This window comes from Streptomyces sp. CB02923, from assembly GCF_001905005.1.
In the GTDB taxonomy this organism is placed as follows: domain Bacteria; phylum Actinomycetota; class Actinomycetes; order Streptomycetales; family Streptomycetaceae; genus Streptomyces.
Map to the genome: position 1 here is coordinate 36063 of NZ_LWKZ01000008.1, position 26028 is coordinate 62090.

21 protein-coding genes are annotated in these 26028 nt (G+C 70.4%); 13 read left to right on the plus strand and 8 right to left on the minus strand.

The window, feature by feature from the left end; all coding sequences use genetic code 11:
• The first annotated feature begins 8 nt into the window (after window positions 1-8).
• The 7 genes from A6A06_RS10660 (at window position 9) to A6A06_RS10690 (ending at window position 9089) form a co-directional block, all read left to right on the plus strand.
• Window positions 9-479 (plus strand): hemerythrin domain-containing protein, encoded by a 471-nt coding sequence (locus tag A6A06_RS10660; RefSeq protein WP_073760972.1) that lies wholly within the window; start codon window positions 9-11, stop codon window positions 477-479.
• Window positions 480-843: 364 nt separating this feature from the next.
• Window positions 844-1269, plus strand: coding sequence for a hypothetical protein (locus A6A06_RS10665; protein ID WP_073760973.1), 426 nt, complete (start codon window positions 844-846; stop codon window positions 1267-1269).
• Window positions 1270-1561: 292 nt separating this feature from the next.
• A complete protein-coding gene (locus A6A06_RS10670) occupies window positions 1562-2620 on the plus strand; it encodes an NADH:flavin oxidoreductase/NADH oxidase (protein ID WP_073760974.1) in 1059 nt (352 codons plus the stop codon).
• A 587-nt stretch (window positions 2621-3207) separates the two neighbouring features.
• Entirely contained in the window at window positions 3208-4485 is a 1278-nt protein-coding gene (locus A6A06_RS10675) for an LAETG motif-containing sortase-dependent surface protein (RefSeq protein ID WP_073760975.1), read from the plus strand.
• Window positions 4486-4687: 202 nt separating this feature from the next.
• Window positions 4688-6262, plus strand: coding sequence for a hypothetical protein (locus tag A6A06_RS10680; protein ID WP_073760976.1), 1575 nt, complete (start codon window positions 4688-4690; stop codon window positions 6260-6262).
• 131 nt (window positions 6263-6393) lie between these two features.
• Window positions 6394-7641 carry an AAA family ATPase gene (locus A6A06_RS10685; protein WP_073761011.1) on the plus strand — a complete coding sequence of 416 codons (1248 nt, stop codon included), beginning with the start codon at window positions 6394-6396 and terminating at the stop codon, window positions 7639-7641.
• A 194-nt stretch (window positions 7642-7835) separates the two neighbouring features.
• Window positions 7836-9089 carry a vWA domain-containing protein gene (locus A6A06_RS10690; RefSeq protein ID WP_073760977.1) on the plus strand — a complete coding sequence of 418 codons (1254 nt, stop codon included), beginning with the start codon at window positions 7836-7838 and terminating at the stop codon, window positions 9087-9089.
• Window positions 9090-9205: 116 nt separating this feature from the next.
• Here the strand turns inward: A6A06_RS10690 and A6A06_RS10695 are convergent, their stop codons facing one another.
• The 4 genes from A6A06_RS10695 to A6A06_RS10710 all read right to left on the minus strand — a co-directional run bounded on the left by A6A06_RS10695 (window position 9206) and on the right by A6A06_RS10710 (window position 12547).
• Window positions 9206-10054 carry a methyltransferase domain-containing protein gene (locus A6A06_RS10695; RefSeq protein ID WP_242440672.1) on the minus strand — a complete coding sequence of 283 codons (849 nt, stop codon included), beginning with the start codon at window positions 10052-10054 and terminating at the stop codon, window positions 9206-9208.
• A 266-nt stretch (window positions 10055-10320) separates the two neighbouring features.
• The gene (locus A6A06_RS10700) at window positions 10321-11589 is read right to left on the minus strand and encodes a hypothetical protein (RefSeq protein ID WP_242440673.1); all 1269 of its coding nucleotides are present in this window, start codon (window positions 11587-11589) and stop codon (window positions 10321-10323) included.
• Between the two features lie 61 nt (window positions 11590-11650).
• Window positions 11651-11959 carry a chaplin family protein gene (locus tag A6A06_RS41565; protein WP_242440674.1) on the minus strand — a complete coding sequence of 103 codons (309 nt, stop codon included), beginning with the start codon at window positions 11957-11959 and terminating at the stop codon, window positions 11651-11653.
• A gap of 240 nt (window positions 11960-12199) precedes the next feature.
• Entirely contained in the window at window positions 12200-12547 is a 348-nt protein-coding gene (locus A6A06_RS10710; protein ID WP_073760979.1) for a MarR family transcriptional regulator, read from the minus strand.
• 400 nt (window positions 12548-12947) lie between these two features.
• Between A6A06_RS10710 and A6A06_RS10715 the strand changes: the two genes are divergently transcribed.
• On the plus strand, window positions 12948-13457 hold the full coding sequence (locus A6A06_RS10715) for a hypothetical protein (RefSeq protein WP_073760980.1): 510 nt from the start codon (window positions 12948-12950) through the stop codon (window positions 13455-13457).
• A gap of 72 nt (window positions 13458-13529) precedes the next feature.
• On the opposite strand, the gene A6A06_RS10720 is transcribed toward A6A06_RS10715, so the two are convergent.
• The 3 genes from A6A06_RS10720 to A6A06_RS10730 are packed head-to-tail and all read right to left on the minus strand — an operon-like array spanning window position 13530 to window position 15456.
• The gene (locus A6A06_RS10720) at window positions 13530-14351 is read right to left on the minus strand and encodes a hypothetical protein (protein WP_073760981.1); all 822 of its coding nucleotides are present in this window, start codon (window positions 14349-14351) and stop codon (window positions 13530-13532) included.
• Window positions 14348-15256, minus strand: coding sequence for an RNA polymerase subunit sigma (locus A6A06_RS10725; RefSeq protein ID WP_073760982.1), 909 nt, complete (start codon window positions 15254-15256; stop codon window positions 14348-14350). The genes A6A06_RS10720 and A6A06_RS10725 overlap by 4 nt, the downstream gene beginning before the upstream one ends.
• Window positions 15253-15456 (minus strand): hypothetical protein, encoded by a 204-nt coding sequence (locus A6A06_RS10730; RefSeq protein ID WP_242440675.1) that lies wholly within the window; start codon window positions 15454-15456, stop codon window positions 15253-15255. Before A6A06_RS10730 ends, A6A06_RS10725 begins: the two co-directional genes overlap by 4 nt.
• 884 nt (window positions 15457-16340) lie before the next feature.
• Here A6A06_RS10730 and A6A06_RS10735 point away from each other — a divergent pair.
• Both A6A06_RS10735 and A6A06_RS10740 read left to right on the plus strand, forming a co-directional pair.
• Window positions 16341-17510: an acyltransferase family protein gene (locus tag A6A06_RS10735; RefSeq protein ID WP_073760984.1), complete on the plus strand. Its 1170-nt coding sequence runs from the start codon at window positions 16341-16343 to the stop codon at window positions 17508-17510.
• A gap of 286 nt (window positions 17511-17796) precedes the next feature.
• Window positions 17797-18129 carry an STAS domain-containing protein gene (locus tag A6A06_RS10740; protein ID WP_199930807.1) on the plus strand — a complete coding sequence of 111 codons (333 nt, stop codon included), beginning with the start codon at window positions 17797-17799 and terminating at the stop codon, window positions 18127-18129.
• 69 nt (window positions 18130-18198) lie between these two features.
• Here A6A06_RS10740 and A6A06_RS10745 read toward each other — a convergent pair whose 3' ends face one another.
• Window positions 18199-19602 (minus strand): cytochrome P450, encoded by a 1404-nt coding sequence (locus A6A06_RS10745; RefSeq protein ID WP_073760986.1) that lies wholly within the window; start codon window positions 19600-19602, stop codon window positions 18199-18201.
• Window positions 19603-19949: 347 nt separating this feature from the next.
• On the opposite strand from A6A06_RS10745, the gene A6A06_RS10750 reads away from it, so the two are divergent.
• From A6A06_RS10750 to A6A06_RS10760, 3 genes are read left to right on the plus strand one after another with little or no spacing between them, the layout of a single operon-like run.
• Window positions 19950-22685, plus strand: coding sequence for a phosphoenolpyruvate synthase (locus A6A06_RS10750; protein ID WP_073760987.1), 2736 nt, complete (start codon window positions 19950-19952; stop codon window positions 22683-22685).
• Entirely contained in the window at window positions 22678-24378 is a 1701-nt protein-coding gene (locus A6A06_RS10755; protein ID WP_079193936.1) for an AMP-binding protein, read from the plus strand. The genes A6A06_RS10750 and A6A06_RS10755 overlap by 8 nt, the downstream gene beginning before the upstream one ends.
• The gene (locus tag A6A06_RS10760; RefSeq protein ID WP_073760988.1) at window positions 24375-26021 is read left to right on the plus strand and encodes a hypothetical protein; all 1647 of its coding nucleotides are present in this window, start codon (window positions 24375-24377) and stop codon (window positions 26019-26021) included. Before A6A06_RS10755 ends, A6A06_RS10760 begins: the two co-directional genes overlap by 4 nt.
• The last annotated feature ends 7 nt before the right edge of the window (window positions 26022-26028 follow it).

A 26028-nucleotide genomic window follows, 5' to 3' on the forward strand; every position in this document is an offset into this window, starting at 1 on the left:
AACTCACCATGTCACGTGACCGTATCTTTGCCTGGCACCTCGAATTACAAAGCGTTCATCACCGCCTGGAGAAGTCCCTGGAGGAGGCCCGAGGGGCCATCCGCTCCGGCAAGCGCATCGAGTCCCTCTCCCCCGATCTTCGGTACTTTTGCTACAACTTCTGCTCCGCATTGGGGACCCACCACAAGAGCGAGGACGCAGAATTCTTTCCGGTCCTGCTGAAGCAGGTGCCACAACTGGCACCGGCGATCACACAACTGACCCGCCAGCACCAGGTCCTGGCAGACCTCCTCGACAGCTTCAGAGCAGCCCTGGATTCTTCACAGTCATCACCGCGGCAGCTGCTCCAGCAGATCAACACCATCAAGTCCGTCATGAAGACGCATTTCGCCGCCGAGGAACGCTCACTGAATTACGCTCTTCGCGTCCTGGATGCTCCAGAAAGCGACAAGGGCCGGATGTTCGGCGACATCCGGTAATTCGGGGCCGCCCTCTGAAGGCGAGGCCGCGATCCCGACTGCGTCCGATGCGTCGGCCCGTCGGCCGCCTACCGCCCGCAGCATGTCCTGGGCCGTGGCGCTGGCCGTAGCACTCTTCGAACGCAGTGCGGGGAAGCGCTCAGCCGACCCGGTCATCAGCCGGCCCGGTCGGCTGGTACGTGGAGACGGGCAGACACCTCCTCACTAGGCGGTGTTTGCGTAATGCGCTACGTAGACCGCATATGAACAGCCCCGGCCGGCCGCGCCCGGACGTAGCGTCGGCGACGGCAGGCAAGCGCTCTTCTGAGCGAAACCCTCCCAACGTGAAGACCGACCAAGAAATACGTATGCGCGAAGGAAGCCCATGAGCAAAATGAAGAAGACCGGAATGAAGGCGCGGAGCGGCCGCGTGGCCGTGATCGGCGCGCTGGGTCTGGCCTCGGTGGCTCTGGCCGCCGCGCCGGCGTTCGCCAAGGGCGGTGTGGACATCACGGCACCGCACTCGGCGCAGACTGGCGAGACCTTCACGGTCACGGCCCACGGGGACGACGACGCTTCCAGCTACCTGCAAATATGCCTGGAGAACCGCAGCGGCGGGCAAGCGTGGCACCGGCTGACCTGCGGCGCCGTCGTCGACACAGGCACTGATGCGCAGGTCACCGCGCGCGTCAAGGCCACGCACAGCGGTGTCCAGCAGTACCGCGCGGTGGTGTACGGCCTGACCAGCCCGAACGACCACCACCCCGTCCGCCAGAGGACCTCCGGCCCGGCGACGGTGAACGTCCACTGATCCAGCGGCGCGGGCACGGATAGCCGGCGCAACCACAGCGTGGGCCCCGGGGGCGTTACGGCTGGCCCCCGGGGCCAGCGGGCCGACCGCACGCGGAAGCCAGTTCGCGGGCTGCGGCGCGAGCGCCCGTAGCGGGCACCCATCCAGTATCGCATCGAACGCTGCTTTTTTAACGCAGTGATCAATGCGCTTGTGGTACGTTGGGGACTGTAAACGCAACGATCACTGCGAGGCGCGCACGCCTCAGGAAGTGAGTTCAGCTGTGTCCAGCCGAGAGTTCGCGGGACCCGAAATGCGGCCGCTGCAACTGCGAGAGCTCACGGTTCCCAACCGTGTATGGATGTCCCCGATGGCCCAGTACTCCGCCGGGCCGGACGGGAAACCGACCGACTGGCACCTCGTGCACTACGGCGCACGAGCCATCGGCGGCGTGGGTCTGGTCATGGTCGAGGCCACGGCCGTGGGGGCATCACACCGGACCACGTCGGCCGACCTCGGGATATGGAACGAAGAGCAGGTCGCTGCGCACCGGCGCCTGACCTCGTTCATCGCCGGACGCGGCGCGGTCCCCGCGATCCAGCTGCTGGCTGCGGGCAGGAAGGGGTCACACCAGGTGCCCTGGGAAGGCGACGGGCAGAACGGCCCGGTGAGCGTGGCCGACGGCGGCTGGGAGACGATCGGGCCCTCGGCGATTCGGTTCGGCAACTTGAACGTTCCCCGGGAAGCCGACCAGGCCGACATCGACGAGGTCGTCGAGGCGTACGCCCAGGCGGCCCGACTGTCCCACCTGGCGGGGTACGAGGCTGTCGAGATCCACGCCGCGCACGGATACATCGTGCACCAGTTCCTCTCCCCCCTGTCCAACCACCGGACGGACGAGTACGGCGGGAGCCTGCAGAACCGGATGCGCCTTCCGCTACGCGTGGCTCGCGCCGTCCGTGAAGCCTTCCCGGCGGAGAAGCCCGTCTTCGTCCGTATCACCGCCACGGACTGGGTCTCCGGTGGTGTCTCCGTCGACGAGGCAGCGACGTTCGCCAAGGAACTGGCGGCCGTGGGCATCGACCTCCTGGACGTCTCGTCCGGTGGGGTGGTGCGAAACCGGGAGGCCCGCCCGCCCGTGCGAGACGGGGTCCACGTCGAGTTCGCGGACACGCTCAAGAAGGCCTCGGGACTCGCGGTCGCCCCGGTCGGACCGATCGGCGACCTGTCACAGGTCGGCGAGCTCGTGGCCGACGGCCGGGCGGACGCGGCGCTGATGGGACGCGCTCTGCTCCGCGACCCGTACCTCGCCCTGCGCGACCGGAGCGGCGACAAGGCGGCCTGGCCGAGCCAGTATCACCGCGCGCTGTGAAGAAGGCCCCCAAGGCCGCCCGCCTGCACCGGGGTTCACGCGGCGGACGGCCCCAGCGCGGGGTCAGGCCTCGGTGGCGTCCGTACGGCTTGGAGGTCGGCGAGGGCTCGGGCGCGCGGCCCCGAAGGCGATGAGCCGCGCTTGGCTTCTTGCGGCGTGGGGTCGGTGAACTGCTGGTGTTCTGCGGGCGCGTGGGTCCGGCGCCGGCCGGAGCGGTGGATCACGGCAGTCGGTTCTCCTCGGAAAGGCCGCTGGGGATGAGGGGTTGGCCGAACGCGCCGGGCGGCCAGGCACCCGGGCGGACAGGTGGACAGGTGGACAAGCGGACAGAGGGGTGGGCGGACAGAGCGGGTGGAAGGAAGCTGGAAAGTCGCTGTTCGTTAGATCACAGAGAAACCTGCCGTAAGTAGAGCAACTGCGCGCTTTGTCCCGACTTGCCCACGGGTGTCACGTGCGAGACCACTCCTGCGAGCCGGATTTTCATTACCGTCGCCCCTCAACGCGGCCATACCATCCGATGGTTCCACCGCCTGAGCCCTGTCGCGGGCGTGGCGCATCGCTTTCTCTCTGACCAGGAAAAGGCCTCAGTGAATCTTCGACGTACTCTCGCGACCGCCGTCGTCGCTGTCTCCACTCCCGCAGTCCTGCTCAGCGCGGGCTCCGCGGCCCTGGCCGACACCACGCCCGCCGTGCAGCAGCACAAGCCGAGCTACGCGGACCTCAAGAAGGCCGCAGCCGAAGCGGAGCAGGCGTACAAGGACGCAGTGGCGGCCAAGGCGGCCTCGCAGCAGAAGCTGGACGACACGCTGGCTGCCCAGGAGTCGGTGAACCACCCGCTCAGGGTGGCCATCGCGGCTGCGGAGAAGGCGTTGACGGCTGCCGACGCCGACAAGGCGGCCGCGGACAAGGGCGTCGCGGACGCCAAGGCCAAGCTGGCTGCGGCCGAGGACGAGGCCGGGAAGGCCGCGGCCCAGAAGGCGCTGGCCGCGGCCGAGGCCACGGCCGAGAAGGCCGCCCAGGCCAAGACAGAAGCGGAGGCCGAGCGCGCGGCGGCCTGGAAGGCGGCCGGCGACGCCCGGCTCAAGGCGGTTCAGGAGTTCAGCAAGGCCCAGGACGCTCCGGCCGAGGCCCTCAAGGTCAAGAACGCGGCCGACAAGGCGGTCACCGGCGCCTCGGACTGCGTACGCGAGCAGGGCCTGACCGTCCTCGCCAACGGCCTGCCCTCGAAGGCCGTGACCGGAAAGACCGTCGACTTCTCGTTCACGGTGGCCAACGGCACCGACCGCACCCTTGACGTGAGGCCGCTGGTCTTCTTCCGCCTGGAGGCCAAGAACCAGTTCCAGCACTTCATGAAGGTGCAGTGGTCCGACGGCACCGAATGGAAGGAGCTGGACTCGCACCTCAACTCCCACACCGCGACCGTCAAGGCCATGCAGCCCGGTGCGCGCACCGACGTGAAGATGCGGATGACGATCGAGAAGGGGGCTCCGGCGGAGACCGGCTACGCCCTGTTCGCCGGTGACGCCTCCGATCAGTACAACCCCTGCGTGTCCGGCCCCATGAAGCGCTACAACTTCGAGGTGCTCGCCGCCGACAGCAAGCCCGGCAAGGTCGACGACGCCAAGCCCGCCACCGTCGACGACAAGAACCGCCCCGAGACCGGAAAGCCGGCGCAGGACGCCACTGCCGTCAAGCCGGCGATGTCCAACGTCTCCGCCAAGCAGGCCGACGCCGGCGGCAGTCTCGCCAGCACCGGCTCGTCGTCCGCCACCCCGCAGCTCGCCCTCGCGAGCGGTGCCGCCGTGCTGCTCGGCGCCGGGGCGGTCTTCGCCGTCCGCCGTCGCGGGAGCAAGGGCACCAACTGACCCGACCCCGGCCAGGGCCCGCGTCCGATCAACGGATGCGGGCCCTCGTGTCGTGCTCTTCGCACAGGTAGCGCTCAGGGAGCGCAGGTTTGCGCAGGAAGGAAGAGGCCTGACAAAACAGCGTCGTGGTGATTATGATGTTGTGGATGAATAACTCCTCCTCGTACGGAATGGGGGAATCGTCCGCGCAAGGTGAGTGCTGATGGCACATCACTTCGCGAACACGATTCCGACCCGCCTGTTGATGTGGCAGCGCGTACGTGAGTACGCCGTGCCACCGTCCATGATCGAGACCGCGACCGCACGGCGTGTCGTCGGAGACTGGGCCGGTGCCTGCGCCGCCGCCCGGATCGACATTGATCTCGATCTGCGCGCCGTGCGCCATCGCCACGGCATCGAACTCGTCACCCGCCTCCGTGCGGATCTGCGCAGGCTTGCGCCGGATCTGCTCCGATGGCACATGCCCCGGATCGCCCCCGCCGGGCGGCTCCGGCCCGGCCTCACCATCTCGCTGGCCCATTACCGGACTCCCGGCGCCACAACGCTGCAACTGGTGGTGCGGACACCGCCGGCCTGGACGGATGCCGGGCAGCGGATGTCCCTGGCTCTGTGGGAGGGGCAAGGGGAGAAATCAGGGGACGGAGTTCCCGGGTACCGCTCGCACCCGCATCCTCATCCCGACCGGCGTTTCCGGCTCGACCTGCACCGGCACCTCTGGGACGCCGGTCGGAGCGGCGAACTGGCGCGGCGGTGTGGTGCGGGCGGGACAGTGGCCGTGGCACCGCCACCACCGCCTGGCCCGCCCCGTGCACCCGGTCTGTCGCCATGGGCGGTGGCACGTTGGGCCGCCGAGGCAGAGTTGCTGTTGCGGGCCGAGGGCCGCCCCCGCGGGGCCTTCGCCGTACGGCTCGGTGAGCGGAGCCGCACCGTACTCGAACTCGTCGCCCCCGACGACAGCCACGCCCCGACACTGCGACCGCTGCGAGAAACGCCGGCGCCGCAGGACATCGCGGCGCTTCCTCTGCTGCCGGAGGCGGCGGCCCGGGTCCCTCCGGATCTGGAGCTGCTGCGGGCCGGCCTGGTCGCAGCCGAGCGGTTGCATCCGCTCGTCGCCGCAGCACTGGCGGCGTACGGGCCGACAGCCGCGTACGGGCCGACGACCGCGTACGGGCCGACGGCCGCGTACGAATCGGTGGTGGCGTTCGGACGGGTGGCGGCGGCGTCCGGACCCGTACCCGAGCCCGGCGATCCGCATCGGGTGGAGTGCCGAGGGCAGGTCCACCGGATCGCGCTGCGGGACGGGGTACTGACTGCGGTCGACCACGACCCGGACCAACTCCACCGGGAAGAGCTGCTGGTGGCACTCGGCGGGCCACCATTGCCCTGCTTGCGGGCGATCGACACCGTGCACCGCACCCCGGAGGCGCTGCCTGCGGTCCGGGAGCGGCTCGACCACGGTGACGTCGCCGGAGCGCTGGCCGTGGTCGAAGGGCTGCTCGGTCCCGGTGCGGTCCTGCGCGACGGGCCGCTTCGGGAGGAACTGGAGTCCGCCGCGGCTCGCCGCATCGACCACGGACTCTTCCGCTCGGGGCTCTTCCGTTCGGGGCTGGTCGTCGGCCGCACGGGGGTCAGTGCCGGTGCGGTAGAGGGCGGAAACGCCGCGGGCACGGGGCACGCCGGCGCGGGCCGTCGTCCCCGGATCGACCGGCATACGCCTCCCGCGGCACGCCTCAAGCGAAGCAGGCGGGCCCGGCCCCGTAACGGCCAGATCGACTGACCGGCCGCCTGCCCAGCGGCCCCATCAACCTCTCTGTTCCCACTGCGCACAGCGCACACACGCCGCCCCACGGCCCCACAACCATCTGGGACGGATCCTCCCGTTCCCTTACCCATTCCCTGGTGATGCCCATGTCTTCCAGCACCCTCATGCCCGGCCAGCTCGCGGTCGCCGCCGACCTCTTGGCCCGCCTGCGCACGACCACCACCGAACCGCGCTCCGACGAGCAGCTCGAAGCGCTCACCCTGGCCGTCGCGGCCGACTTGCCCGTGCTGCTGTGGGGCGAGCCGGGCATCGGCAAGACCGCGGCCCTGACACAGCTCGCCGCGTCCCTCGACCTGCCGCTGACGACCGTGATAGCCAGCGTCCACGAACCGTCCGACTTCTCCGGACTGCCCATCGTGGGAGACGATCCGGCCGTACAGGGGGTGCCGATGGCGCCACCGCAGTGGGCCGTGGAACTCGTACGGGCCGGGCGGGGGCTGCTCTTCCTGGACGAACTCTCCACCGCCACCCCGGCCGTTCAGGCCGCGCTGCTCCGGGTCGTCCTGGACCGGAGGGTGGGTGCGCTGCAACTGCCGCCGGGGGTACGGATCGTGGCCGCCGCCAATCCGCGCGCTTCGGCGGCGGACGGGTGGGAGCTGAGTCCGCCGCTGGCCAACCGGTTCGTGCATCTGCACTGGGTACACGACCGGGAGGTGGTGGTGCGCGGGCTGGGCGGGGTCTGGCCCCGGGCCGAGCTGCCCCGGCTGGTGCCGGAGAGGCTGCCGGAGGCGGTGGCTTTCGCGCGGCGCGCGGTCTGCGGCTTCCTGGAAGCCCGGCCTACGCTGATCCACCGGCTGCCGAGCACCGAGACGCGGCGCGGCGGTGCCTGGCCCTCGCCCCGGAGCTGGGAGGCCGCACTGACCCTGCTGGCTTTCGGTACGGCTGCCTCCGCATCCCGGGAGGTCCTGGCCCTGCTCGTGCGGGGCACGGTGGGAGACGGGCCGGGGCTCGAACTCCTCGCGCACCTGGACCGGATGGACCTGCCGGACCCGGAAACGCTGTTGGCCGATCCGGCCTCCGCCGAACTGCCCGTACGAGGCGATCTGCGTCAGGCGGCGCTGGAGGCAGTGGTAGCCGCAATCGGGGCGCGACCAGTACGTGAGCGGTGGGACGCGGGCTGGGCAGTGCTGGTCCGGGCGCTGGAGGCCGGCGCCCCTGACCTGCTGGTGGCTCCGGCGGCGACGTTGGCCGCGCTGCGGCGCGACGACTGGGAGGTGCCCGAGGCTGTGGAGCGGCTGGCCGCGGTGGTCGGTCTCGCCCGGCGGGCGGACCGGTCGGTGGAGCGGGCTGCGGCGGCGGCCGACGCCGGGCGCGGGGCGGAGGCATGCCGATGACGGGGGCGGCGAAACGTCCGGGGGCGCACCCGGTGACCGAGCCCGCACCGCCGCGTCCGACGGCTCGGCCTGCACTGCCGAGCCCGACGCCCCGGCCCGTACCACCGCACCCGACGCCGGCCACCGCGCCAAGGCCGTCGGCCGGTCCCGACGGGCCGGTCGGGCCGGCCGGGCGGCCCGGACTCCCGCTGGACATGGAGAAGTTGCTGGCCGCCCGTCTGCACGCGGTGAAGGTCCGGCCCTACCTTGCGGACGCGCTCTTCGCACTGCACGTGGTGGACGACCCGTCGGTGCCGACCATGGCGGTGGACGCGCACTGGCGCTGCTACGTCTCCCCCGGCTTCGTGGCGCAGACCCCGGTGGAGGAACTGGCGGGGATCTGGGTGCACGAGGTTTCCCACCTGCTCCGGGACCACCACGGGCGGGGCGAGCGGTATGCGCGGGAGCACGAGGAGCGCGGTCCGGGCGAGCGCGACGGGAGGGGAACCTCCCCGGAGGACCGGGCCGATCGCTGGGGGAGGCTGCGGCGGAACATTGCCGCTGATTTCGAGATCAACGATGATATCTACGGTGATGGTCTGCCCCATCCTGCAGGAGCCGTTCTGCCGTCGCTGCTGCAACTGCCCGACGGGCTGCTGATGGAGGAGTATCTCCGGACGGCGTCGATGTCCGGGCTCACCGCCGACCTGGCCTGGCTGGACTGCGGCAGCGGTGCGGACGGGCAGGCCCGGCCGTGGGAGCTGGGACCCGACGGGGCTCATGGGCTCAGCAGGCAGCAGCGGGACGCGGTCCGCTTCCGCGTCGCGGAAGGGATCAAGGGCCGGCCCGGCAACGCGTCGCAGGGGTGGCGCCGGTGGGCGGACGAGGCGTTCCATCCGCCGCAGCCGTGGCGGCAGTTGCTGGGAGCGGCGGTCCGCTCGGCGGCGTCCGCGCCGGGGGTGGGCGAGGACCACAGCTACCGGCGGCCGTCCCGGCGCTCGGCCGGTCTCCCCGGGGTGCTGCTGCCGAGCCTGCGCCGTACACCGCCGCGAGTCTGCGTCGTGATCGACACCTCCGGGTCGGTGAGCGACGCCGAGCTGGGCAGCGCACTGCTGGAAGTGGCGGCGATCTCCCGTGCGGTGGGCAGGCAGCGCGATCTGGTCTCGGTGATCTCCTGTGACGCGGCGGCCGGAGTCGCCGTCCCGCTCTGCCACGCCGAGAACATCGAACTGATCGGCGGCGGGGGAACGGATCTGCGCTCCGGTTTCGCGCGGGCGCTCCGCTCCCGACCTCGCCCGAACGTGATCGTCGCGCTGACGGACGGACAGACGCCGTGGCCCTCCGCACCACCGCCCTGCCGCACGGTCGTCGGTCTCTTCCCCCGCCCCGTCCGCGCCGCGGACGAGGAGGACCCCGACTACGTTCCGGACACGCCGCCGCCCTGGGCGCGTGTCGTCACCATCAGCTGAGGGAGCGCGGCGGCGCGGCATGGCTCGTCACCGTTACGAACGGGCGTCGCGTCGTCCGCCCGGCGGGGGCATCACCTGACGGTACGGGTCATGGGGTGCGAGTCATGGGGTGTGGGTCATGTGGTGCGGATGTGCTGGCCGTCGGGGCCGATGGTGACGTGGTGGTCGGTCCATCCGGGCCAGCCGAGGTCTTCGTACGAACGGCGGGGGCGTTGGGCACGGGTCTTCATGAAGGAGACGGCTTTGATGAGGTGGCCGGTGGCGTTGCCGTGCCCGTCGCAGACGAGTTTGAGCAGGGCGTCGGTGGCGTAGGGGGTGTCGAGCGGGGTGACGATGACTCCGCCGGGGCGCACCTGCTTCGGCCAGGCGGCGGGGATGTCACGGACGGCGGCCGTGGACAGGATCCGGTCGTACGGCGCGGCCGCGGCGTAACCGGCTTCGCCGTCCCCGACGACGGTGCGCGGGGTGAGGTCGAGTGCGGTGAGGTTGCCGGCGGCCCGCTCGGCCAGGCCGTCGTCGATCTCCATGGTGACGACGTTGCCGGCGCCGACGCGGTGGGCGAGCAGCGCGGTGGTGTAGCCGCTGCCCGTGCCGATCTCCAGGACCTTCTCGTACGGCTGCGGGCCGAGGTGGTGCAGCATGTCGACGATGACGGCACTGCAGGAGATGGAACTGGTGAAGCTCCCGCCGGTGGCGGGCCCGTCCTCGGGCCGTACCCGGCCGTCGTCTATCTGGGTGATCAGCGCGGCCAGCGGGCGGTAGACGGCCTTGAGCCACTGGCGCGGCCGTTCGGTGCGGTCCAGCAGCGGGTAGTGCCCGTCCTGCGGGTTGGGCCACCACACCCGGTCGGGTACGAAATGCTCCCGCGGCACCTCCATGAATGCCGCGCGCAGCCAGTCACACCCGTGGAAGTACCCGCCGTCGTACCCGTCGATCGCGGCCGCACACGCCTGCCGCAACGACACCGCGTCCACCGTCCCGGCTCCAGGCCGCGCTACTCGTCGTCCTCGGCCTGCGGCGGCGTGTCGTCCTTCGGCATCGGGCTGCCCGGGTCCCCCGGACTCGCATGCTCCCCGCCGACCTGACCGTTCTGCTCCTGCCGATGTTCCACCACAGCCCCCTCCGTACGACCGGACCCGTCGCCACCAGTGTCCTGTGTCCGCCCGTCGAATACCACCTCTTCGCCGCAGGCCGCGCGACGAGTTCGGATGCACTCCGCGCGAGCGGAGAGTCAACCGGTGACGCCGGTGACACCGGTGACACCAGTGACACCGGTGATCGCGTCCGCGATGGTCGCATCCGCGGTCCGGGCGGTCTCCGTGAGGAGCAGGTCCTCGTAGGTGTGGTGGTGGCGGGTGGTGGTGCGGTGGTGCAGCAGGTCGGCGGCGCGGGTGTGGTCGCCGGTGTCGACGAGGGCTCTGGCAAGGGTGTCCTGGATGATCTCTCGCTCGACCCGTACTCCGCCGATCCGCTGCACTTGCCCGCCCAGGCCGGTCAGCAGGTCGACCGCTGCCCCGGGGCGGCCGGCGGTGATCTGGGCCAGGGCCCGGACCACGGGGGCCAGGACTTCGCGGAAGTCGGGGCGTTCGTCGGCGGCGGCGCGGCGGGCCAGGGCTTCGAGGTCTTCGGTGGAGGCCTCCACCGCCAGGGCCAGGGCGAGGTTGAAGGTGTGGAAGATCTCTGCCGTGCCGCCCGGTGCGGCGAGCAGTTCCCGTACGTGCTGCGGGTCGCTCCTGTTGGCCGGTGCCTGTCCGACGAGCAGGAGACGCCAGTTCGTCGCGGCCCGCATGCCGACGTCGGCCCGCGGCAGCGCCTCGTCCGCGCGCCTGCGCGCGTCGGTGAAGTCGCCGCAGGCGATCGACTGCAGGGCGGCATGCCAGCTCAGGTGCCGTACCTGAAGCGACTGCGGGTCCACCGCGAGCCATTGGTCGAGGAACTCGACACCGGCGTGCCCGGAGCCCAGCTCGTGTTCGGCGTGGGCGAGGGCATGCGCGGCCACCCCGGAGCGTGGGTGCAGGGCCAGTGCCTGCTCTGCCAGGGCGTGTGCCTGGCGGGCCCGGCCCTGCTCCGCCCTGGTCGCGGCCAGCCAGCTTGTCCAGGGCCAGTTTTCCGGTCCGGCCAGCGCGGCCTGCCGTTCCACCAGAGCCTCGCCGTGAGCACGGTAGGTGATGTCCTCGCAGGAGGAGAAGGCGTCCAGCATGAGCCCGGCCTGCTCATCGGTCGGCCATCGGGCGAAGTGCGCCACAAGGTGATCCGCCGTCATCCGGTACTGCCGATGCGTATGCAGGAACACGCCGTGGACCAGGCTCGCCTCCCGCTCGCCGACGGCCCGCGCGTCGCGGTGGGCAATCGCCAGCTGCTCTTTGAGCGCGTTGTCGTCCAGGCGGTCGCCGGTCGCCAGCGTCCACAGCGCCCGCGCCACCCCACAGCCGGGGTCCGACACCACCCACTCGCGCAGCAGGGGCAGCGCCCGCCCGCTCAGGGACAGCAGCTCCGTCACCGCCCGGTCTCCCACCGGCACATCCACCATCGCGCCCACGCCCCGCCGCTCGACGATCCTTTTAGACCGCGGCCCTGAACAGGGCGACGCAGACGATGCCGCTGTTGCCGCACTCGTTACGCGGCAGGTCCAACGGCAGTCCGGCCTCGTTGGCCGCGGCCACTCCGGTGCCGGCCACCATGGAGCCCGCCGCACGCGTACCGTCCTGGCCTGCACACGTGTTACCGAACGCCGCGTTACCGATTCCGATGACGTTCGCCTGAGCCGCACCGGCAGGGAGCAACGCCACCCCGGCCACCGCACTCAGCACCGCGGCCCGCGCACCTGCCCGAACCGCCCCGCTGCCGATTCCCCACGTCTCCACTCCCACCGAGCTCCTCCTTCGCCAGGACCGGATGATTGGCCTGTGACTGACCACATCAGACCAGGCCGGACAAAACCGGCCACACCCCCTCAACGACCCAACAGGCTCTCCGACACCCCGACCCCCTAACGGGAACGAGGCGGCACGTGCCCGGCAGACCATGGCGCCGGGAACAGCTCGGCAGGGAAGCGGACCCCGGCGGTGACGGTCAGCCCTGAACGATGGGCGTCGCCCCGCCGCCTGACGTCAGGCCATGCCGTCGCGGCGGTGCGCGTCGGGGAGCAAGGTGCGGTCCGCTTCGTCCTGGACGAGCAGGGAGAGCAGCGAGGTCACGGTCAGGCCGGCTTCGGCCGGGTGCCGCAGGATTTTGCCGGGTTCGATCCGGTAGGTGTTGGCGCGCCCCTCCCGGGTGTGGGAGAGGTAGCCGTCGCCCTCAAGGTCAGCGATGATCTTCTGGACGGCACGTTCGGTCAGCCGGCAGTGCGCGGCGATGTCACGGATCCGGGCGTGGTGGTTGTCGGCGATGGCGGCCAGCACCCGGGCGTGGTTGGTCACGAACGTCCATCCGGTGTGCGGCTCGGGCACGTCATTCATGTGCCGATCCTACCGATCGCTGATTCGCGCACCCCTGTGCACGTAATGATATTCGTGTATTGATCGACGTGCATGCATGGACCGGATAGACCGGATGGACCAGATGAACCGGTGGGCGAGTCCGACGACCGACCGGGTACCGCGGTGGCCCGATGTCCGAAATTCGCCCGAACGGGGCCGAGGGAGCGCCGACTGCGTCTGCCGCCTCCCGGACTGCGGGACTGCGGGATCTCAATGTCCCGCGCGTGATGCCTTACCGCGCCCCGGGCGGCGCGCGGAGGCGGGACGACGTGGCCAGGTGCCGGTTTCGGCCGTAGTCGGACGAACCGACATTCTTCGTGGCAGTGGCGGGCAGAGATCGTGTCGACCAAGTGACCTTGAAACAGAGCAAGGAACGATCATGATGCGTACCCACCGGACGATGGCCACCACTCTCGCCGCCGTTGCGCTCGCGGGCGCCGCCGGCGCGGGAGTCGCGCAGGCCGCACCGGCAACGGCCGGTAGCGCCGCCCCTTCCGCCTGCCGTCCGGCCAACCACATCGCGAAGGTCGCTCAAGTGCCCGGCAACACCGGGCACCTGCACTACCGCGTGACCCTGACCGCACCGCGCGGGTACGAGTCGTGCGAGCTGGCCGGTTCGCCCACCGACGTCCGGTTCTCGCACCACGGATCGCAGGTCGCAGCCACCACCGACGCCTACGGTGACCAGAAGACCGTGGTGACCTTCGGGCCGGGGCACCCTGTGCACTACGACATCCTGGTGCGCGGCAGCAGCCGCGCCACCCCCGCCGACGAGGTGTCGTTCACGCTCCAGGCACCGGACGGGGAGATCCCCGGCACGTCCTTCGCCGAGGGCAGTCTCAAGGTGGCCGATGGCACCCTCATCGGCCCGATCGCGCCCGGAGCCTGATCTTCTCGCAGGCCCCTCCCCCTCGACCTGGTTTTCGCTCCCCGGTGGTGTCCGGGGAGCAGTGGGTTCCCCTCACCGGTGGCCACGGGTCGACGGCCCGGAAGTGCAGCGCCTCGCGCGGGTGACGGTGCGGCCGGGAAGCCGTGGCTCGCCGCGTCGTGGCCGTGTCTCCAGCCAGGCCGTGGCAGCCGAGGTGACGGCCAGGAGGATGGTGATGTGGTCGGCGAAGTCGCTGGGCAGGGGGAGTTCGAAGTCCGGGTTGTCGATGTAGCCGAGGGCGACGGCGCCGGGGACGTAGTGCATGACGGCGTCGACGGCCTCGGTCCTCGGCCGGTCGGCACGGGCGAGGCGGGTCAGCACCCGCAGTACGGTCGGGAAGCTGGCGTCCAGGTTTCTGATCGGTTCGGGGCTGCCGGGAAGGTGTGAGACGGCTTCCGGAGCGGGACGGGCGCCGAGCGGGGTCTGCCGGCGCCACCAGGCGGCCGCTTCGGTGTCGCCGAGTGTCAGGTGCTGGAGGTAGAGGCAGTACGAAGCGGTGTCGTCCCCGGCGCCGGCGGCGTACTGCCACCAGGCGCGAGCGCTGTCCTCGTCGTCCGTCAGCTGGAGAATGCAGCCCAGCACCCGGGCTCCCGGGGGTTCCGGCAGGTGATCGGTGACGAACCCTTGCAGGCAAGCGGTCGTGGTGTGGGCCAGCACCGTCTCGCACAGGGTCCGCAGGTCCCGGGCCGCCATCCGGTCCGCCCCGTTACGGCTGTGGACATCCGGCGCGACCCGGGTTTCCGCGGCCTCCGGCAGGAAGGCCGCGCCGGGGTCCTTCCGGGGCACGATGTCGCGGGGCACGGTCGGGGTGTCGAGGAGCAGGGCACGGGCGAGGAGTTGTTCGATCGAAGTCATGCGGTCGTGCCTCCTGGGGCGTTCTTGGGGCAGAGAACGGAGGTCAGATGCTGCTGTGCGTACCGGTCGGCGAAGCGCACCGAGGCGAGGGGGATGCCCAGCACGTCGGCCACGGCGGTGAAGTCCATGCCGCGCAGGTGCTTGAGGATCATGACGTCGAGTTGCTGGGCCGGCAGTCGGCCCATGGCCTGGAACAGGGCCATGGACTCCTCGACCTGGATGAACCGGGCTTCGCGGCAGGCCATCTCGCTCAGGACGACCGTGTTGAAGGCGGCCGTGGTCAGGTCGGGGCAGCCGTCGAGGTGGCGGGCGCGGGTCATCACGCCGTGCCGCAGCACGTTCCAGGCGAACCGCATGACGTCCGGGCTGTTCAGGGCCTCCTGCCACCGTAGCCACAGAATGTCGAACGTTTCGGTGACCACCTCGTGTGCCTCGTCGTCGCTGGTCAGGAAGGCCTGGGCATAGGCGAGGTAGGCGGGCCGGTTGAGTTCTTCGAAGGCCCGGTGGTCCAGGGGCGGGTCGGAAGGGCCCGTGGTGAGTGCCGCCTTTTGCAGGCATCCGTCGATCCAGTCGTCCTTCTTGTGCGCCTCACGCGCCGCGGCCATCCACAGCCGCCGTACCGGCCAGGCGGGAATTCCCAGGACCCGCAGCAGGCTGTAGGTGATTTCCCAGCGCGGGTAGAGGCCGGTGCCGCGCAGCAGCTCGGAGACCTTCGACTTCGCCCAGCCGGACCGTTCGCTCAGCTCGGTGACGGTCAGGCCGCTCGCGGTGAACTTGGCCCGGAGCGGCTCCAGCCAGGCGCGGTGGGCGACGCCGACGCCGTCGGCGATCGGGCCCGGCTTGCGTCCGGGCTTGCCGGGGGGAACGCCTTCGGACGGCTGGGGCGGGGCGGGGTACGGAGTCATCGGACGCGCTTCTCGTCCCGGGCCACGGCCGGCGCGGGCGCAGCGGCGCGTCGACTGCCGGCGCTGTCGGCGCTGTTCAGGGCTTTGACGGCCTGTTGGGTGCCGAGGACGAGGGACGGTATGAGAGCGCTGATCGCCGCGACCTGTCCGATCACGACCATCACCACGCTCCAGGTGAAAACGGTCATCAGCGCGATCACAGCAAGAGGTTGCTTTCTGGACATCGGGCACCTTTCCACTGGCATGTGTCCGGGCAGCTCCTCTCGGCGGTGCCGACGCGTCACGGAGGAGCCGGACGCCAGAATGGAATGGAACCAAGTGATCACGCCACGTGATCAGCGGATCGCGGAACAATGGCCGGGCCGCGAGGGCGGGGTACCGTACCGCTCCGCCCCCGATCGGGCCGCGGTGAGGCCCTATTGCACGCCCGTAGGGGGCAAAGTTCCGGGTTCTCCTTGCAATCGCACGCCCGGCTCCCGCCAATGGGTCAGCAGGCGCCTCTGGCGTCGGAACCCTTCCTGTCCGGAAGGTGCGCCCCTCGTGCCGCAGTCCTGGAGGGGCGCCCCGCTCTCGCCTGACCTGTGCTCAGGGTCAGGCGGGGGCGGGCCGCGCGGGTCCTCGGCACGAACGGCAGTGTTTACGTGCTGAGCAACGGGGCGGGCCGCGCGCGTGCGGGTCTTCGCGTCTGTCGTCAGTCTCGTCGCGTCGCTCGGTCTCTTCGTGGACCGTCAGCTCGTTCCGCCGGTCGGGGGCCGGGAGGGGAGTTGCGCCACCGAGCATGAGCAACGGCGGGCCGGACCGTGGCGGAGGCGTGGACCAACTGGCGGGGGCATGCGAATACCCCGCTGTCCGGGACGTGTGAAAATCCACCGCGCCGAGGCGAGTTCGCCTCCGCTCGTCCGCGTCCTCATCTAAGGATTCCCCTAGCGACCGGTAATCCGTGAAGCGGTGGCCGCCCGTTCCATGGCTAGGATCTCCGTAAGCCCACACCCCACTTCCTGTAGCCGCACACATTGTCCTCCCGGACCCCACGGCTCTCCGGCTCTCCTGGGCCCGCCCAGGAGCCTCCGAAGGAAGCGAACTTGTGAAAGCAGCTCCCGCTCAGAACCGTCTGCAGTCGCTCACCGGATTACGGGCCCTGGCCGCGCTCACCGTGTTCGGCGCCCATGCCGTCTACACGTCCGGTCTGCTCCAGGACAAAAAGCTCCTCAACTCCCTCGGGATCGCCGTGGCGTTCGCCTGCGCCGCGGTCTCGCTCTTCTTCGTGCTCAGCGGTTTCGTCCTGACCTGGTCCGCTCAGCCGAACGACACCGCGTGGGGATTCTGGCGCCGCCGCTATCTGCGGATTTTCCCCAATCACCTGGTGATCTTCGCGCTGACCATGGTCTTCCTCGCCCGCTACGGTGCTTCGGGCCAGTCCCCCATGCCGGGGTACGACCAGTCCCCGCACGCGGGGCCGGCCATCTCCCAGATGTTCCTCGTGCACGTCTGGATACCCCGCGTCGACCACTTCAGCGCCGAGAACGTCGTCACCTGGTCCCTGGCCTGTGAGGCGTTCTTCTACCTGTGCTTCCCCGTACTGCTCCGGCTGCTGCGCAGGATTCCCGCGGACCGCCTCTGGGCCTGCGCCGTCGGCACCATCCTGGTCGGCTTGGCCGTTCCGGCTCTCGCCCAGTTCATCAAGGGGCCCGACGCGCTGCCGATGCTGCCCGTGTCGGAGAATGCGTTCTGGCTCTCCTACGTCTTTCCCCCCAGCCGTCTTCCCGAATTCTTCCTCGGGATGCTGCTCGCCCGCATCGTCCGCGAAGGCCGCTGGATTGCGCTACGTCCTCGGCTCACGGCCTGGCTGCCGTTCGTCACGATCGGTGTCACCCCCGCGCTGCCCCGCACTTTCATGTTCGGCAGCATCTATGCCACCTCGTGCGCGCTCCTCGTCGCCTCCATCGCGGCACGGGACGCCGGTTCCGCCCCGTCCTGGCTGCGCACCCGCGTGATGGTTCATCTCGGTGAACGGTCCTTCGCCTTCTACGTCGTGCACTACTTCATGATCGCGCTGGCTCTTCAATTCCTCATCGGGAATCACTCGCAATTCGGCGTGCTGGGGCTCGCCGGGATCGTCTGCCTGGTGTTGCTCCCCCTGTCGGCCGGGGCCGCGTATCTGCTCCATCGCTACGTCGAAGCCCCCCTCACGCGGAAGTTCTCCCGCCCCAGAAGCCGTTTGCGGGCCCCGTCGCCGGATGCCGTCGTCGGCTGAGCCTGTCATCGCGCGACAGGGTCAGGTGCATTCGAGCGCCAGCCGCCCCCGCAGGCCGCGAGGCCGGGTACGAACGGGGGCCGGCGGCCGGGCCGCTCCACCAGCCGCCCCGCGGCCGCGCCATTCCACCAACCGCCCGCACGATGGCCGAGCGACAGGCCGGATGTGGCCGAAAACCATCTTCAAGCACGGGACATCAGTCGGCTACACAGGTGGGTGTTGATGAAGTGATGGGTGCGGTCAGACAGTCGGCCCACCTGAGGTGCAGTCCGCTCAGGAGCTGATCGTGACACGGCCGACCTATCAGGCCGCGGGATGTCTCGTGGTGCCGGTCCGCGAGATCGTCGACATCGCCAACGCCGCCCGCGTCCGTGGTGACCTCACCACCGTCATCCGCCGGTGCACACCGCTCAGGGTCGTCGTCGACCTGCACGCGGCGGTGTTGACCAGGGCCGGTGTCGAGGTGCTCGAAGCGGCCCACGCCGTCGCCGTCGAGGACGGCAAGCGGCTGCGCGTCAGCGCGCGCCATCCGCTGGCCCGCGAGGTTCTGCGGATCACCGGGGCCGATCTGCTGCTGCTCGTCCACGCCGACCTGCCGGCCGCTTTGAACGCGCCCTGACGCCCGGCGGCCGGTGCTGCGGACGAGGATCATTCCGCAACACCGGCCCGCTCCCGACGGTTTCGGGATTCAGCGCCCGGGTTCCGAGGGGGCCGGGTGCACCGGGCACTTCGCCTCCTGGGCCGGCAGCTGCCGGTCCAACGGCTTTTCACGGGCCACCGCGACGGCGTGCTTGCCCGGAATGAGGGTGGCGTGCCACATGCGCTGGGCTTCCGGAGCGGGGTCGACGGGAGTCAGCCGTACGAGCCGGAGAATCTCGCGGGTGATGACCTTCATCTCCATCGTGGCGAGCTGCGCGCCGACGCAGTAGCGGCGGCCACCGCCGAACGGCAGGAACGACTTCTGTGCCGCTTTGGCGTTCTCGTCGAGGAAGCGCTCCGGCCGGAACTCCTTGGGGTTCGCATAGACCGCGCTGTCGTGGAGGATGAGCGAGAACATCGGGATGGCCACCCAGCCGGCGGGCACCTCGTAGCCGCCGAGCCGTAACGGCTTGGTCAGCAAGCGGCCCAAGCCGAAGATCACTGGGCGGGACCGCAGCGATTCCTTGATGACCGCGTCGAGGTAGACGTCCTCGTCGCCCTGTTCCATCTCCTCCTGGAGCCGGGCGAGGACCTCCGGGTGGCGCATCAGCCGCTCGAAGGTCCACGACAGGCCGGTGGCCGTGGTCTCCAGACCGGCTTCCAGCAGGGTGAGCAGTTCGTCGCGGATCTCCTGGTCGCTGAGGGGGCGGCCCTGGTCGTCCCGGGCCCGGACCAACCGCGCCAGCACATCGGTGGCTTCGGCGTCCTCCTCGTCCCGGCGCCTGGCGATCTCGGCGAACACGATGTCGTCCACCGCCTGGGAGGCCTGGGCGGCGCGGGTCGTCGGCAGGAAGGACAGGCGCATCGCCAGCGGCGACGTCTGTGCCCATTTGCGCAGTGGTGCGGGTGTCAGGAACAGCGCCGGGGAGCCGCTGGCCTGGGACAGGTCCATGAGCGCGGTCCGCAGCCGGCTCGCCTGCTCGGTGTCGCCGACTCCGAAGACCAGCCGCAGGATGACCTCCAGCGTGATGGCCTGCATGTGCTCGCGCAGTGCGAACGGCTTGCCGAGCGGCCACGTCTTGACGTCGTCCGCGGTGATCTCGGCGATCAGTTCGGGGTAGCTCGCGATGGACCGGCCGTGCAGGGCGGGGCTGAGCAGTTTGCGGTGGCGCCACCATTCCTCGCCGTCGTTCGTGAGCAGCGAATGCTGTCCGAGCCACGGCACGTACCCCGCGCGCAGTGCTCCGGTGAGGTTGCCCTCGCCGTCCACGCGGTAGATGTCCGCGGCCAGTTCCGCGGTCGAGACCACGACTTGGGGCGGGAAGCCGAGCAATTTCATACGGAACACCGGACCGTGGCGCCGCCGCAGGGCCTCGAAGTAGCGCACCGGATTGCGCATGTGGAAGGTCTGCAGGAAGGCAGGCTGCCGCGATCCGGGGGGAAGCGGAGGCATCTTTTTCTCCATTCTCCAGCGTCTGCCCAGTTCAGAAGCTGCGGGGCAGTGGCCGTGCGGGCCGACTCGCCGGGGAACCACCGACAGCTGGGGAGAACAGTGGGTATGGGAACAGGAAGCAGGGGCGGGAGCTGACAGAGATTCTAGACGCGTACCAACCGGCCGCCGCTCCATGCGTTACCGGTCGCTAGGGAAACCCTTAGTTGCGGAGTCAGCCGAGCAGAGTTTGCCTGGAGTCCTGCTACGGTCTGCGACATCTTCATTGAAGTCCTGCTCGGGCACGTGACATCTTCACTGCCGCACGGATTGCAGTTCAGACCATAGAGTCTCGGAGATCTTGGGGTTTCATGCGAGCCATATTCGCCGAAAGTCCTCCAGGTGAGATCGCGCGCTTAGCGGGCGGCAAGGGGAAAAATCTCTACGAACTGTCGGGGAGAGGGCTCGACATCCCACGGTGGTCGGTAGTGGGGCTTGATGTCTTCCAGGAATTCATCGCCGCCCTCGACGAGTCGGGACGCATAGAAGCCCTGCTCGCCGAAGTCACCCAGGACACCGCAGGACACGTTTCGGAGCAGCTGGCCGGACTCATCGAGTCGGCGGAGCTGAACGAACAGGCCGCCTCCGTGATCGAGGACGCGTACACCCGGGCGGGGTGCGGCCGGGTCGCGGTCCGCTCCTCCGGGGCCGAGGAGGACGGTGCGCAGCACTCCTTCGCCGGGCAGTTCGCCACCTCCTTGAACGTCTCCGGGCTCGACGAGGTCAAGTCGCACGTCAAGAAGTGCTGGGCGTCGGTCTTCTGCGAGCGGTCACTGCACTACCGGCTGCGCCACGGGCTGCCCCTGCGCGGCGCCGGCATCGCCGTCGTCGTGCAGGAGATGGTGGATTCCGAGCGCAGCGGCGTCATGTTCACCGCCGATCCGGTGACCGGCGACCGGCGGCGGTACGTGGTCAGTTCGGTCTACGGGCTGGGCGAGGGCCTGGTCTCGGGGGCGGTCGACGCCGACACCGTGACCCTCGACGCCGCCACGGGCGCGGTGGCCGACACCGTGCTGGGTGACAAGCAGGAGCGCTACCACTCGGACGCGGCGGGTTCCGGATACCTGGTCAGCGAGGTGCCGGCGGCCTGGCGGGAGAAGCTGTCGCTGCGGCCGAAGGACCTGGCGCGCCTGCACGAAGCCGGGGCGCGCATCGAAGCGGTATTCGGCGTTCCGCAAGACATCGAGTGGGCGTTCGCGGGCGATGACCTGTGGATTCTTCAGGCCCGTCCCATCACCGCACTACCGGAATACAGCATTCCGCCGGGCGAGGTGCCGGAGCCGGGCGAGGGCGAGCTCCGGATCTGGGACAACGCCAACATCGTCGAGAGCTTCTCCGGCATCGTGTCGCCGCTGACCTACAGCTTTGCGGCCCATGTTTACGGCAAGGTGTACGAGAACTACGCCCGGGGCCTTCGCGTCCCTCGCGCCGGACTGCGCGAGATTGAGGAATGGGCCCCCAACATGCTCGGCTATTTCCATGGCCGGGTGTATTACAACTTGCTCAACTGGTACCGGATGGTGCGCATCGCACCGCTGTACAAACTCAACAGGAAAGTCCTGGAAATCGCCATCGGCGTCGAGGAGAAGATCGACGACGAATCGGCCGAGGCGATCCGTCCGTACACCGTCGCGTCCCCGGCTGCCCGGCTGGCTCGCGCCAGGACGGTAGTGGCGTTCATACACCGCTTCCTCACCATGAACCGCTCGGTCGAGAAGTTCATGGAGTACTTCTATGCGGCGTACCAGGAATTCGACAACGTCGACTACGACGCGATGGAAGGCCAGGACGTCTACCGGCGTTTCCGCGCCCTGGAAAAGGACCTGCTGGAGAAGTGGGGTCCGATGCAGACCCTCGACGCGGCGATCCTGTGGTCCATCGGCGGGCTCGCCCTGCTGAGCAGGCGCTGGCTTCCCGACGCCCCCGAGTGGCTCACCTGGAGCGCCGCGAGTCCGGGCCAGCAGGTGGAGTCCATCGAACCGGCCCGTGCGCTGGCGCGCCTCGCGGCCTCCGTCCGTGAGGACGCCGAACTGGACCGCATCGTGAAGGAGACCCCTGCCGGGGAAACCTACGAGGCGCTGCGCGAGAGCGGACACACCGGGTTTCTCGCGTCGGTGGACGCGTACGTCGACGCGTACGGCTACCGCAGTCTCGACGAGCTCAAGCTCGAAGTGCCCGACCTGCGGGAAGACCCCTCGACCTTGTTCGCGATGGTGCGCAGCGCCCTGCCCGAGGTGGATGCCGACCCCGCCGGCAAGGCGGAGGCCTACCTGGACGCCCACCTCCGCGGTCCGCGCCGGCTGGTTTACGACATCGTCCGCCGCAAGGCGCAGAGCTCCCTGTACAACCGGGAGCGGCTGAGGTTCTGCCGTACCCGCGCGTTCGGTTCGGCGAAGCGGATGCTGCGTGCCATGGGCCGCGATCTCGCCAGGACGGGAGCGATCGAGCGCTGGAACGATGTCTTCTTCCTGCGCCTGGAGGAGCTGCGCGGCGCCTACGAGGGCGCGACGGGGCACACCGGCCTGCGGGTCCTGGTGGAGCTGCGCAAGCGGCAGCGGTCCGAGGACGAGCAGTTGTCCGCGCCGTCCCGGTTCGTCACGCGTGGGGCTCCCTATTGGCAGGGCAACCTGGAGCGGGCCGGCTTCACGACGGGCCCCCTGGCGCGTACCGGCGTCCAGGAGCTGCGCGGGACACCGTGCTGCCCCGGGATCGTGGAGGCCCGCGCCGTGGTCACGGACACGCCCGTGGATGTGAACGGCGGGGTGCTGGTGGCCTATCGCACGGACCCCGGCTGGGTCGCCGCGCTGCCGTCCGCCGCGGCGCTCGTCATCGAGCGGGGCAGCCCGCTGACGCATGTGGCGATCGTCGCCCGTGAGCTCGGCATTCCGACGGTCGTCCAGGTCAAGGACGTGATGCGGGAGCTGGAGACCGGCATGCAGGTGAGGGTGGACGGCGCGACGGGAACGGTGACGATCCTGGCCGACGCCCCGGACGGAACGGGCGACGCGCCCGGACCCGGGACCGCAAAGGACGCGAAGAGTGAGTAACGAGCTGCTCGCCTGGCTGACGGAACCGGAGCGGGCCGGCCGGGGCTCCGACGGGCGGGGCGTCCACCTGGCGGACGACCGGGGCGGCTGGGTCTTCCACCCGTACCCCGAACTCGCCGCGTCCGCACGGCGGGTGGCCGGTTCGCTGGCCGGTCTGGGGGTGGGCCCCGGTGACGTGGTGTGCATTCTGATGCCGACCGGCTTCCCCTGTCTGTCCTCGCTCTTCGGCGTCTGGGCGGCGGGCGCGACGGTCTGTCTCATCCCGCCGCCGTCGTACGCCGCGGAGGCCGAGTACGTGGAGCACGCGGCGGGGATCCTGGAGCAGTCCGGGGCCGCCGTCACCATCACCGCCGAGAACCTGTCGCCGCTGACCGCCCGGGTGCTGGCCGCGGCCGGCTCGGACCACGAGCCGTGGATCTGGCGGGACGACGGCGAGGAGGCCGACGTCCGCGACTCCGGCGAGCTGGCCCTGCTCCAGTTCACCTCGGGCTCCAGCAGCAGGCCGCGCGGTGTGCGCGTCTCGTGGGCGAACCTGGAGACCAACCTCCGGGTGATCCGGAGCCGGCTCGGCTGGCGCGACGGCGACGCGACGGCCTCCTGGCTGCCGCTCCACCACGACATGGGTCTCATCGGCTGTCTGCTCACCACCGTGAGCGTCCAGGCCGACCTGTGGCTCATGCGTCCGGAGCAGTTCATCCGCGATCCGGCGCGCTGGCTGCGCACGTTCGCCGTCGCCGCGCACACCGCCGCCCCGCCCTTCGCGTTCGAGTACGCGGCCCGGCGGCTCGGCGACCGGCTCGCCGACCTGGACCTGTCCGCGTGGCGCAACGCCATCGTCGGCGCCGAGCCCGTGGACCCCCGGGTGCTGGAGCGGTTCGCCCGGCTCGCCGCGCCCGCCGGTTTCTCCCCTTCCGTCTACCTCCCGTCGTACGGCCTCGCCGAGGCGACGCTCGCGGTGACCCTGCGTACCCGCGGCACGCCCACGACGACCGTGCGGGTGGACAGCCGCAGTCTGCGTTTCGGTGCTCCGGTCGTCATCGAGGCGCACCGCGAGTTCGCGGAGGCCGACCGGGCCGACGACGGCGAGGACGGCTGGATGATCGGCTGCGGGCGCCCCGGCGACGGGGTGGGCGTGACGATCCTCGACGAGGAGGGCGCGCCCCTGCCGGACGGGCACCTCGGCGAGATCGAGGTGCACGGCCCCTCGGTCACGGGCGGCTACCACGCCGGGCGGACCGGCTCCACGCGGTTCGTCGACGGCGCTGTCAGGACCGCGGACGCCGGCTTCTTCCATCAGGGCGAACTGTTCGTGCTCGGCCGGATGGGCGACAGCCTCAAGGCGCACGGGCGCAGCGTCTATGTGGAGGACCTGGAGTCGAAGGTGGTCTCCGCGACGGGGATCGCCCGGGAGAAGTGCGCGGTCGTCGGCGTCGAGGGCGTCGGCGGAGCCACGGTGACGCTGTTCGCGGAGAAGGCCGCGGGCGCGTGGGTGGAGGACGCCACCAAGGTGTTGCGCGGCGCGCTCGCGGACGAGGTCGCCATCGCCGTCGTCGTCGGCGGCAGTGGGCTGATCAGCAGGACGTCCAGCGGTAAGCCGAAGCGCCGCCACATGTGGGAACAGCTGCAAGCGGGCCGCCTGAAGAACGCGCGCGTTCTGGGGCCGGCCGACGCCACGACCGGGAGGCCCGTGTGATCCTCAGCGAGGAATACCTGCAAGACCTGTTCGACAAAACGTTTCCGCAGATCTCTTCCGCGGCCGGCTGCGCCGTGGTGCTGGAGGGGTCGATCGCCGAGGGCTTCGGCAACTCGTCATCCGACATCGACTTCCTCCTGATCGCCGACAGCGACGCCGACCTGCCGACCATGCCGTCCCTGCTCTTCGTGGACGGCCGGCGCGTCGAGATCAGGACCCGTTCCGTACGACAGATCGAGGAGCAGTTCTCCGCGGTCACGTCGGACCGTCCGGGGACGGCGGCGGAGGATCTGCTGAACCGCTGTCAGCGGCTGCTGCGCAGCTACCCGCTGCGCAATCCGGAGCTGGTGGCGAAGGTCAAGGGGCTGATGTCCTACGACGACTTCCAGACCACGGCACGCGACTGGTGGGCGCACGCCGCACGCCAGTCGATCCGGTACGCGCTCACCCTGCGGCAGCTCGGCCAGGAGCAGGAGGCCGCGGCATGGACCGAGGCCGGGCTGCTGCAGGCCGTGAAATCCTGGGCGGCCGGGCTGGGAGAGACCTACCTGGAGCCCAAGTGGCTGCCCGAGCAGCTGAAGCGCATCGGTGACCACCCCCTGGCGGCCCGGTACCTGACCCTCGCGTCTCTGGACGCCTCCGGTCTCGATGCCGCCGAGTACGTCGCCGCGGGCGCCCGGCTCACGGCGGACCTGGGCGTCACGGGCGCCGAGCCCGGTCCCGGGCAGATCACCGTGGCCGGGGCCGGAGCGGTGACCACGTGGCAGACCGGCGAGCGCGTGCACGTCGTACGCGGCCGGCAGGACGTGTTCGTCCTCGGGGACCGGGCGGCGCGGGCCTGGCGCTCACTCGTCTTCGGCCGGAGCCTGGAGCAGGTGCTGGCCGCGGCGGACGCGGCGGGCGCACCGCAGGCGGGCCCGCTGATCGCCCAGTTCATGCGGTTCGGCCTGGTGAGGGCGGCGTGGCAGGGCGCGGGCCCGATCATCCCCAGCATGCCGCTGGCCGCCCCCGCGGGTGACGTCACACCGCCGCCGAGCACCGCGCGGCCCGTCGTCGTCGTGGGCGGAGCGGCGGTCGGCGGCGAGGAGGCCGTCGACCTCGTGCCGGTGCCGGCCCGCCGGTTCAGTGCCGCCGCGATGACCCTGGTGTGGTCCAACGTGCTGGTGGAGAACGCCCGCGAGGACCTCGTCGGCGCCCTCGACCGTGCGCAGTGGAGCGTCGCCCAGCTCAGTGCCCGGAGAATGGTGCGGTTCGCGCTGCGGGGCGTACTCAGCGCCCACGCCGTCAATCCGCTGCCGCCGGACTCGGAAGTCGTCCGCCGGCTGTCGCTCCTTCCGGCCGGGGCGGACACCGACGAGATCCGGGCGGGCGCCGCCGAGCTGGAAGTCCTCACGATCGCCTCCGACGACGAGGGCGCCGCCGCGCTGGCGGCGCTGGACGGCTTCGTCGCCCTGGTCCGCCGTGCCACCGGCGCGGACAGCTTCCCGTCCTCCTTCGACTCCGCGGACGGATGGCGGCAGACCTTGGAAATCGGTTACGACTGGCTGCGCCTCGGCGCGCACCTCAACGCGGACCTGCCCATCGACGAGGCGAGCGATCTGCTGTCCAGCGGAGGGGCCCAGCCCCACGCCGCTTCGGCCTGACGCTCCT

Bases quoted from the DNA above. Each gene is read 5' to 3' on its own strand.
- A6A06_RS10660 (WP_073760972.1), top strand. From the start codon at position 9: ATGTCACGTGACCGTATCTTTGCCTGGCACCTCGAATTACAAAGCGTT.
- A6A06_RS10665 (WP_073760973.1), top strand. From the start codon at position 844: ATGAGCAAAATGAAGAAGACCGGAATGAAGGCGCGGAGCGGCCGCGTG.
- A6A06_RS10670 (WP_073760974.1), top strand. From the start codon at position 1,562: ATGCGGCCGCTGCAACTGCGAGAGCTCACGGTTCCCAACCGTGTATGG.
- A6A06_RS10680 (WP_073760976.1), top strand. From the start codon at position 4,688: ATGGCACATCACTTCGCGAACACGATTCCGACCCGCCTGTTGATGTGG.
- A6A06_RS10685 (WP_073761011.1), top strand. From the start codon at position 6,394: ATGTCTTCCAGCACCCTCATGCCCGGCCAGCTCGCGGTCGCCGCCGAC.
- A6A06_RS10690 (WP_073760977.1), top strand. From the start codon at position 7,836: ATGGAGAAGTTGCTGGCCGCCCGTCTGCACGCGGTGAAGGTCCGGCCC.
- A6A06_RS10710 (WP_073760979.1), bottom strand. From the start codon at position 12,547: ATGAATGACGTGCCCGAGCCGCACACCGGATGGACGTTCGTGACCAAC.
- A6A06_RS10715 (WP_073760980.1), top strand. From the start codon at position 12,948: ATGATGCGTACCCACCGGACGATGGCCACCACTCTCGCCGCCGTTGCG.
- A6A06_RS10720 (WP_073760981.1), bottom strand. From the start codon at position 14,351: ATGACTTCGATCGAACAACTCCTCGCCCGTGCCCTGCTCCTCGACACC.
- A6A06_RS10725 (WP_073760982.1), bottom strand. From the start codon at position 15,256: ATGACTCCGTACCCCGCCCCGCCCCAGCCGTCCGAAGGCGTTCCCCCC.
- A6A06_RS10745 (WP_073760986.1), bottom strand. From the start codon at position 19,602: ATGCCTCCGCTTCCCCCCGGATCGCGGCAGCCTGCCTTCCTGCAGACC.
- A6A06_RS10750 (WP_073760987.1), top strand. From the start codon at position 19,950: ATGCGAGCCATATTCGCCGAAAGTCCTCCAGGTGAGATCGCGCGCTTA.